Source organism: Mycobacterium sp. E735 (genome assembly GCF_001666955.1).
In the GTDB taxonomy this organism is placed as follows: domain Bacteria; phylum Actinomycetota; class Actinomycetes; order Mycobacteriales; family Mycobacteriaceae; genus Mycobacterium.
In genome coordinates, this window is sequence record NZ_LZIX01000225.1 from 1 (window position 1) to 8,554 (window position 8,554).

An 8,554-nucleotide genomic window follows, 5' to 3' on the forward strand; every position below is an offset into this window, starting at 1 on the left:
TTCGCCAACTTTGTTGCCTGAGAACGAATCCCCGAAGATCGCAAGGAATCTTCCCGGCTGCCCGGGCACTTCGACGATCTCGCCGAGGTCCGCGGCCCCGATCCCCGGGATCCCGGGAATGCCTCCGGTCCCGGCGATCGGACCCAGATCTCTGACCTCGCCTCGCAAGGGGCGTTCCACTATGTCGTCGATGGCCGGGGGCGGGTCGTAGCCTTCGGTGTGCAATGAACCGAGCGCTTTGTGCAGGGTGTCGGAGTAGGCGTTGCGGATTGATTCCATCTGTTTGATGGCATCGCGGACGTCGTCGACGGCGTCGGCGTGGGCACCTTCGATCAATTTCAGCAGTTTGTTGCGTTCCTGCTCGGGCAGGTCCAGCTTCAGATCCTCCTTCGCCGCGCCGATCAGCTTGTCGAGAAACTGCAAATGATGGTCCAGGCTGGCGATTTCTGCGGAGCCCTGCTTCTGCGCGTCCGCCAGCGCGGCGGCGATATTTTCCAGGTCGGCGCCGATCTTGGGCAATTGCTCGGATTGCGCGCCAAGCGATTTTGTTACCCGCTGAACTTCGGAGGAGTCGTTGATCGGATTGTCGCCGTTCTGGTGATTCCACGACGCCTCGAAGCGCTTTCTGGCTTGCTCGAATGCGTGGTCGGCTTCGGCAGAGTGTCGGCCGGCGTTATGAAACGCCTCCGCGAGCCGCGAGATCTGGAACGGGCTGCCCGCCTGCAGGCTCTGGTTGATCGCCCAGGGGTCACCGCCGGCCGCCCCGATCAGCTCCGCTTCGCTCAGATTTGCCAGCGCCATTGCACGGTCACTGGCCGCTTGACAACAAGAACATCGCCGCCCCCTCTGCGAAGCAAGCGTACCGCCGCATCAGGGCCGGTCGACGGCGAATTCGCCCGCCCGGTCGAGCCGAGGTTGATCTAAGCCTGCGTCCCGGCGAGCTTTCGTGTCGTCAGCGCTTCGGTGTCCTGGAAGGGCCGGCCGTCGGGGCGGAGCAGGTCGTGAAACCAGACCTTCGGAATCGCGGTGTACGGGTGATCCCACGATTCCCACGGGAAGTAGGTCTGGGTCTTCCCGGCGACCAGACCCCAGTTGATGGCGCCGACGTTGTGGCGCTTGGCAATTGGCAGGATTCCTTCCACGGTGCTACCCCGCGGCCTGGCCATGTACTCGGTGCAGAGGATGGGCCTCCCCAGCGGGGCGAGCTCGCCGATCCGGGACTCGAAGCCCGCGGGTTCGGCATAGGAATGGAACGTGACCACGTCCGCGTTGGCCAGCTGGATGTCGCTGATGGCGCTGCGCCCCTGGGGTTGTCCCCAGTCGCCGCGCCACACGCCGCTGGTGAGCGGCTGGCTGGGGTCGACGGCGCGCGCCCATCGGAACACCTGGGGGAGCAGGTTCCCGACGAGCTGTTCCTTGTCGCTGCGCTCGGTGCTTCGGTACACCTTCGCCGGGTTGTCGGGCTCGTTCCACAGGTCCCACCCCAGGACGCGGTCGTCGGTGCGGAACTGCGTCAACACCCCGGTGACGTAGTCGCGCATGACAGCCGCATAGCGGGGATCGCCAAGGCGTTCGGCGCCGGGGCTCTGCACCCAGCCCGAGTTGTGCACGCCGGGGGTCGGCGCGCGCTGCCGCCCCGCCTTGGGCGCCGGATCCCAACACGAATCGAAGAAGACGAACAGCGGCTTGATGCGATGCCGCGCGGCGATGTCGACGAACTGAGCCAGCCGCGTCTGAAAACCCCGTTGATCCTGCGCCCAAAGCTGATCGTGCAGGAACACCCGGGCGGTGTTGTGCCCATAGAACCTGGCCCAGCCGAGTTCGGCGTCGATCCGGCGCGGATCGAAGGTGTCGGGCTGGAACATTTCCAGCTGGTTGATCGCGTTGGAGGTGATGTAGTTGGATCCGACCAGGAAGCCCTGCGCCTGATACCAACGGTTGGCGCGTTCGGCGGGCCATCGGCCCGCTTCCTCCGCCGAGGCGCGTGGCACCCGGGCGAGCGCGGTGCCTGCTGCCAGCAAAACCGGCAGCTTGAGGGCCGTTCGTCGTTGCACGATGTGACGATAAATTTTCCCGGCGATTTCCCCGGGATTTGCCCAGCGCGTCGCGCCGGCTTGACGGGGGAATTGTTATCGCCCCGTCACCTGGCGGTCGTTGGCCCGACCCGCGGGCTAGCGCAACTTGCGGCCGTAACTGTCCTTGACGCTGCCGGTGAACATCATGATCGCGTCGACGATGGCCCAGATGACGCTCGCGAGCAGGACGGGAAAGCCCAGAAAGCAGAAGAGCGTGAACACCGTGCCGAAGATGCCGAGACAGAGTTGCGCGACGGCGATTCGAGTCGAGTCGAGGTAGAAGCGGCCGGCACCGAACAGCCCGAAAAACAGCTGCAGCAAGCCGGCGGTCGAGGCCGACTTGTCCGACAGCGGTAGTCCGGTGACCGGGTCGCGGCCGTAGGGCGCGTGGGAATCGCCGTAACCGGCATAGCCGGGATACGGCGGATAACCAGGGTATGGCTGCGCGGGCGGCGGAAAGCCCGGCGGCGGAGGCCCGGGCGGCCGCCGGCCCCAGGGTGGCTCATCAGACGGGTTTCCCTGCGGGTCCGGCGTCGACATTGGCCCGAGTTAACCCCGGCACCGGCACCGCGTCCACCTCGGAAGCCCTTAACTCTTTCTCAGGCAAAGATTTGTAGACGCCAATAGTTTCCTATTGCTACTATCGCATCACGACATCATCACGACTCGGTGAGGAGCGCTCCGTGCAGGCACTGTCATTCGATGCGGCCGCCGCCGGAATCGGGACGGATGTGGTCCGCGGCGCCGCTCAAGGTCTGCAGGCCGGTGCCGCCGCATCGCCGGCGACCACCGCTTTGCTGCCGGCCGGGGCCGACGAGGTGTCCGCGCAGGCGGCCCTCGCCTTCGCCGCCGAAGCCTCCGCCTTCCTGGCACTGAACACGGCCGCGCAAGAAGAGCTGGTTCGGATGGGCACGGCGGTGGTCGACATCGCCCGGATGTATTCGGAGGTCGACGCCGCAGCGGCGGGCAGCGTGCTTGCGGTGCGCCCGCTGGCGACCTACCGGATGGCCGGATAACCACCGAGGCCGGCGCCGGCGAATTCGCGCCGGCGGAGACGGCAAAGTTACTTCAAACTTCACCCTCGAGAGCGCGATACTGAAACCGTGCCCGATCGAAACGTGCTAGGCGGTCCGCTGGAACCGTGCGGCACGGAACCACTGACCGGTTACTACCGTGACGGCTGTTGCTCGACGGGGCCCGAGGACATCGGCCGGCACACGATCTGTGCGGTCATGACCGCCGAATTCCTCGAGCACCAGCGTTCCATCGGCAACGACTTGCTGACCCCGGTCCCCGAATACCGATTCCCCGGCCTGCTGCCCGGTGACCGCTGGTGCGTGACGGCGCTGAACTGGCTTCGGGCGCACCAGGATGGCTGCGCCGCGCCGGTGGTGCTGGCCTCCACGCACGAGCGCACGCTCGAGGTGGTGCCTCTGGAGACGCTGGAGGAACACAAGGTCGACGTGCCCGACGACTTGGCGAATCTCTAGGGGCCACGGGGGATCGACGCCCCGGCTCTGTGTCATATTTCTCTTCGGCGACACGTCGAAAAGAGGATCCGGTGGGCTCTGCCGTTGATGACATCGACTTCGATGACCTCACCGCGCCCAAGCTGACCGACGTCCAACGCCAGATTCTGGACTTCACCGAGGCCAAAGTGGTCGACCTCGACATCGACCGGATGCTTGCGGAGGCGGTCGAGCAGGCCGGGCTGGAGCGGGGAGCCGACCTCGACGACGTCGACGGCTTCGCCGGTCGGCTCGCCGCTCACGTCGCCGCGATCGACGGCGACGAGGGCCTGCGACAGCTGACACGGTCCTCGCTGCGGCAACGAGTCGTGCGTCTGCTGCGCAACCGGTTGTCGCTGACCGAACTCCTCAAGCGCTACCCGGAAATCGAAGCCATCCCGATCGAGAAGCCGTTCATCGTCGTCGGGATGCCCCGGTCGGGCACCACGCATTTGGTTAATCTCATTGCCGCCGACCCGCGCCGTCGGGCGTTGCCGTACTGGGAGAGCCAAGAACCCATTCCCGCCCCCGGGCAGGGCCCCGACATCTCCGGCGTCGACCCGCGTTACGCGCGAGCCAAATCCGAGCACGACGCGCTGATGGCCAGCGCGCCGTTGGTCGCCGCCATGCACGACCGATTCCCCGAGGCGATCGAGGAAGAGGTCGAGCTCCTCGACCTCGATCTGGCCGCCTACGTCCTGGAATGGCATGCACGCGTGCCGGACTGGCGCGATTACTACCTGGGCCTCGACCAGAGCCGCCACTACGCATACCTACGGAAGGTGCTGCAGGCCTTGACCTTTCTGCGGGGCCCGCGGACCTGGATCCTGAAGAGTCCGCAGCACTGTGAGCAGCTCGGCCCGCTCATGGCGACGTTTCCCGACGCGACCGTGGCCTTCACGCACCGCGATCCCGTGGCGGTGATCCAGTCGGCGATCACGATGATGGCCTACTCCGATCGACTGCGCCGAACCAGCATCGAGCCGGACTGGCTGGTGGACTATTGGAGCGACCGGGTGCACCGACTGCTCAGCGCGTGCGTGCGCGACCGCGACCTGGTGCCGGCCGAACGCAGCATCGACATCAGTTTCCATCAGCTGAACGGCAACGAGATGCCGGTCCTCGAAAGCCTTTATCGCTGCGGCGGCGTCGAACTGACACCGAAGGTGCGGGCTCTCTTCGAGAAGTATCTGGACGGCAACCCGCGGGGCAAACACGGCCGCATCCGCTACCACCTGCACCGCCACTTCGGCGTCACGCCCGACGAGTTGCGCGGGCGCTTCGACTTCTACTTCGACAAGTTCGACGTCCAGGCCGAGACCTAGCTGGAAGGCAACGACAGCGATGAGTTCCGACCCGATCTACCGCAGCCGGCCCGGCGCCGACGCCATGCGGCCCGCTTCCGCCGAACGGGCGGAAGAGGTCGCGCCCGGGCTGTGGTGTTCACCGGGGCTCTCGAACTCCTACCTACTCACCACGCGTGACGGCCGCGTGATCGTCAACACCGGCATGGGTTTCGAGGGCCCGGTGCACCGCGCGAACTTCGACGCCGTCGATCCCTCGCCGGTGCGCTACATCGTGTTCACGCAAGGACACGTCGACCACGTCGGCGGTTTGGACAACGTCCGCGACCCCGAGACGACCGTCGTCGCCCAGGCGAATTGGACGCTCTGGCGAGACGACAACGAACGACTCATTCCGTATCGCGCCAGTCGCAGCGCGTTCGCGTTCAAAGAGACCCTGGCCACCGGCATCCAAGCCATTCAACGGCGGTTGGGTAGCACCCGGTTGGCCGGCCAGAGCGTTCCCGTCGTGGACCTCGATTTCGAGGACACCCTGACACTAGAGGTCGGCGGCCGGCGGTTGGAACTGATCGCCGTGCCCGGCGGCGAAACCACCGACTCCCTGGTGGTGTGGCTGCCGGACGAGCGGATTTGCCTGTGCGGGAATGTCTTCGGCCCGCTGTTCGGACACATTCCCAACCTGGTCACTATGCGCGGCGACCGGTATCGCGACGCCCTTACCGCCATCTCCTCGGTGGAGAGGGTGCGTGACCTGCGGCCCGAACTCCTGGTGACTGGTCATTTCGAACCGATAGCGGGCCCCGAGCGCATTCATGCCGAGCTGACCCGGCTGCGCGGCGCGATTCGGTACGTCCACGACCAGACGGTCGAGGGGATGAACGCGGGCAAGGACGTGCGAACCCTGATGCGGGAGATCACGCTGCCCGCGGAATACGAAGTGGGACAAGGCTATGGGAAGGTGGCCTGGGACGTGCGGGCCGTCTGGGAAAACTACTCCGGCTGGTTTCACCACGAGTCGACCACCGAGCTTTATCCGGTCGGGTTCGACGCCGTCGCCGCAGACGTGGTCGAGCTCGCCGGGGCCGACGCTTTGGTGGGCCGGGCGCGGGAACACCTTGCCGCTGGTCGCCCGCTGCAAGCCATCCATCTTGGCGAGCTCCTTCCGTCCGACCATGCCGGGGCTCGGGCGGTGCTACGCGAGGCACACGGAGAACTGTTGGCCGCCAGCACGAACTTCTGGGAGACCGCCTGGCTGAAGAATCAGATAGCGAGGAACTCATGACGGCACGGGTCAGCTTCGACTTCACCGGCACCACGGCGCTGATCACCGGCGGCACCAGTGGGATCGGGCACGCGACCGCCGTCTTGTTCCGCGACGCCGGGGCCCACGTCGCGGTCACCGGAACGCGACCGGCGGCCGTCGACTATCAGGCCGATCTGTCCGGCATGGAGTATCACCAGCTGCAGATCAGCGACCCCGATTCGGTGGACGCGCTGGCGCGGAAGTTCACCAGCCTCGACGTGCTGGTCAACAACGCCGGTGCCAATTTCCCCGGCGGCCTTGACGAATCGAAGCCGGACGGATTCGAGGCATCGGTCGCGCTGAACCTCACCGGACCGTACCGGTTGACGCTCGGGCTCTACCGCGCGTTGAAGGCGTCGACGGCGGACGGCGGCGCCAGCGTGGTGAACCTGGCGTCGATGTCGGCGCTGCGGGCCGTCCCCTTGGTGCCGGGATACGGCGCGGCGAAGGCCGGGATCGTCTGCGTCACCAGGAACCTCGCGGTCAAATGGGCCGGTAAGGGGATTCGGGTGAACGCGGTGGCGCCCGGCGCCATCGACACCCCGATGACCGCACCGATGCAGGGCTCGGCCGAACTGGTGGAGTCCGAGCTGGCGCACATCCCGTTGCGCCGCTTCGGTTCCGTCGGCGAGATCGCCCCGACCATCGCCTTCTTGTGCACCGAGCAGAGCAGCTACACCAGCGGCGCGGTGTTCGTCGTCGACGCCGCCTCAGACTGCGTCTGAAAACCGAGGAGACAAATGACAAGTGCCCTGCGCCCCGAGGATTTCTACCACACCGGCGTCATCGTCCCCGACCTCGACGCCGCCATGGCCCGGCTCAGCGCGCTGGCCGGCTACCGCTGGATCGCCCCGATGACCTACACCCTGCCGTTCCGCACGCCGACCGGCGTCCGCGAGTTGACGTCCACAATCGTCTACTCACTGCAGAGCCCACACCTGGAATTGGTGCAAGAGGTGCCCGGGACCCCATGGATGGCCGCGCCGGGCAACGCGGTTCACCACCTCGGCTATTTCAGTGACGACCTCGCCGCGAGCGCCCAAGCGCTCGAGGCAAACGGCTTCGCCCTCGAGATGACGGCGGACGTGCCCGGATCCGAACTCGGGCTATTCGCTTACTACACAGACTCTTCGGGGGCGCGCATCGAGATCGTCGATCGGGCGCTGTTCCCGGACTTCCCCGCCTTCCTGCAGTCGATGGCCGCCCCACAGGAGGCGTGACGTGTTGCTAACGGTGCTGCGCTTCAACTTCGCCTCCCCGCACGGCGAACCCCGCACGCAGAGCAGGCTGTTGTCGGCCGCCCTCGAATTGGCGCAGTGGGGCGAGGCGCACGGCATCACCTCGATCAGCGTCGACGAGCATCACGCGACCGGACACGGCTGGAGCTGCAACCCCATCATGGCGGCCGCGATGTTCTTGGCCCGGACCTCGACGCTGATCGCCAGCGTGGATTGCGCGCTGGGCCCGCTGTGGAACCCGGTCCGGCTCGCCGAGGACATCGCGCTGGTCGACAACATGAGCCGCGGCCGGCTACACACCACGGTGGGCCTCGGCTATCGTACGGTCGAATATGACGTAATGAGGACCGATTTCGCGCGCCGAGGCGCGCTGATGGACAGCCTGCTCGAACGGATGCTGTCGGTGTGGTCGGGCGCCGATGCCGACGCGGGAATCTGCACCGGCACCTGGACCCGACCGCATCCACCGCTGTATGTCGGTGGCGGCGCGCGCGCCACGGCGCGACGGGCGGCCCGCTTCCGGCTGCCGCTCAGCCTGGCGGATCACCTGCCCGACATCGCCGCCTACTACCGTGAGCTGTGTGCCGAGGCCGGCATGACGCCGCTCATCCTCATGCCGGGCCCGGTGAACCGCGGGATGATCTTCCTGCACGAGGACCCCGACCGCGCGTGGGCGGAGCTCGGTGACCACATCCTTTGGGAGGCAGTCACTTACGGCGGTTGGTCGACCGATCAGCGGTCGCTCATGCATTTGCCCGGGGTGCAGACGCTGGACGAGGTCAGGGCGTCGGGACGGTACCGCTTCCTGACCCCCGACGAGTTGATCGCGGAGATGCGTGACGCCGACGATTACGGCCCGCTCGTGCTGCACCCCCTGGTTGGTGGCATGCCGGTGGACGAGGCCTGGAAGTCGGTCCAGTTGCTCACCGAGAAGGTGCTGCCCGCCCTCAGCTAACTCGCCGAACCCCTGATTGCCCATAGGAATAACGGGTATGCGACCGGGCATGACAAAAGCTCGAAAAGCACTGGCGCTCATCGGTGGCGCCGCGACACTTGGATTGGTGCTCACCTTCGGTGGCGGCGCGGGCGCGTCCGCCTTGGCAAGCAATGCTCCCGCGGCGCCGCC

At 66.5% G+C, this 8,554-nt stretch carries 9 protein-coding genes and 1 pseudogene; 7 read left to right on the plus strand and 3 right to left on the minus strand.

The window, feature by feature from the left end:
• The 3 genes and pseudogenes from A5704_RS18000 to A5704_RS18010 form a co-directional block, all read right to left on the minus strand.
• Positions 1–801, minus strand: a pseudogene (locus tag A5704_RS18000) (hypothetical protein); the annotation flags it as partial.
• Positions 802–920: 119 nt separating this feature from the next.
• Positions 921–2,054 carry a 1,4-beta-xylanase gene (locus A5704_RS18005; protein WP_067779502.1) on the minus strand — a complete coding sequence of 378 codons (1,134 nt, stop codon included), beginning with the start codon at positions 2,052–2,054 and terminating at the stop codon, positions 921–923.
• Between the two features lie 117 nt (positions 2,055–2,171).
• Positions 2,172–2,615, minus strand: coding sequence for a TM2 domain-containing protein (locus A5704_RS18010; RefSeq protein ID WP_067890243.1), 444 nt, complete (start codon positions 2,613–2,615; stop codon positions 2,172–2,174).
• Positions 2,616–2,758: 143 nt separating this feature from the next.
• Here A5704_RS18010 and A5704_RS18015 point away from each other — a divergent pair, with 143 nt between their 5' ends.
• From A5704_RS18015 to A5704_RS18045, 7 genes are all read left to right on the plus strand, one after another.
• Positions 2,759–3,091 carry a PE domain-containing protein gene (locus tag A5704_RS18015; RefSeq protein ID WP_067779500.1) on the plus strand — a complete coding sequence of 111 codons (333 nt, stop codon included), beginning with the start codon at positions 2,759–2,761 and terminating at the stop codon, positions 3,089–3,091.
• A gap of 87 nt (positions 3,092–3,178) precedes the next feature.
• Positions 3,179–3,565 (plus strand): DUF2237 family protein, encoded by a 387-nt coding sequence (locus tag A5704_RS18020; protein WP_067779498.1) that lies wholly within the window; start codon positions 3,179–3,181, stop codon positions 3,563–3,565.
• Positions 3,566–3,636: 71 nt separating this feature from the next.
• Positions 3,637–4,908 carry a sulfotransferase gene (locus tag A5704_RS18025; RefSeq protein ID WP_067890246.1) on the plus strand — a complete coding sequence of 424 codons (1,272 nt, stop codon included), beginning with the start codon at positions 3,637–3,639 and terminating at the stop codon, positions 4,906–4,908.
• Positions 4,909–4,927: 19 nt separating this feature from the next.
• Positions 4,928–6,169: an MBL fold metallo-hydrolase gene (locus A5704_RS18030; RefSeq protein WP_067890250.1), complete on the plus strand. Its 1,242-nt coding sequence runs from the start codon at positions 4,928–4,930 to the stop codon at positions 6,167–6,169.
• Positions 6,166–6,915, plus strand: coding sequence for an SDR family NAD(P)-dependent oxidoreductase (locus A5704_RS18035; protein WP_067890253.1), 750 nt, complete (start codon positions 6,166–6,168; stop codon positions 6,913–6,915). The genes A5704_RS18030 and A5704_RS18035 overlap by 4 nt, the downstream gene beginning before the upstream one ends.
• A gap of 15 nt (positions 6,916–6,930) precedes the next feature.
• On the plus strand, positions 6,931–7,410 hold the full coding sequence (locus tag A5704_RS18040; protein ID WP_067748814.1) for a VOC family protein: 480 nt from the start codon (positions 6,931–6,933) through the stop codon (positions 7,408–7,410).
• 1 nt (position 7,411) lies between these two features.
• The gene (locus A5704_RS18045) at positions 7,412–8,383 is read left to right on the plus strand and encodes an LLM class flavin-dependent oxidoreductase (RefSeq protein WP_067890256.1); all 972 of its coding nucleotides are present in this window, start codon (positions 7,412–7,414) and stop codon (positions 8,381–8,383) included.
• Positions 8,384–8,554: the final 171 nt, after the last annotated feature.

Coding starts and splice junctions, on each gene's coding strand:
- A5704_RS18030 (WP_067890250.1), top strand. CDS start 4,928: ATGAGTTCCGACCCGATCTACCGCAGCCGGCCCGGCGCCGACGCCATG.
- A5704_RS18040 (WP_067748814.1), top strand. CDS start 6,931: ATGACAAGTGCCCTGCGCCCCGAGGATTTCTACCACACCGGCGTCATC.
- A5704_RS18035 (WP_067890253.1), top strand. CDS start 6,166: ATGACGGCACGGGTCAGCTTCGACTTCACCGGCACCACGGCGCTGATC.
- A5704_RS18010 (WP_067890243.1), bottom strand. CDS start 2,615: ATGTCGACGCCGGACCCGCAGGGAAACCCGTCTGATGAGCCACCCTGG.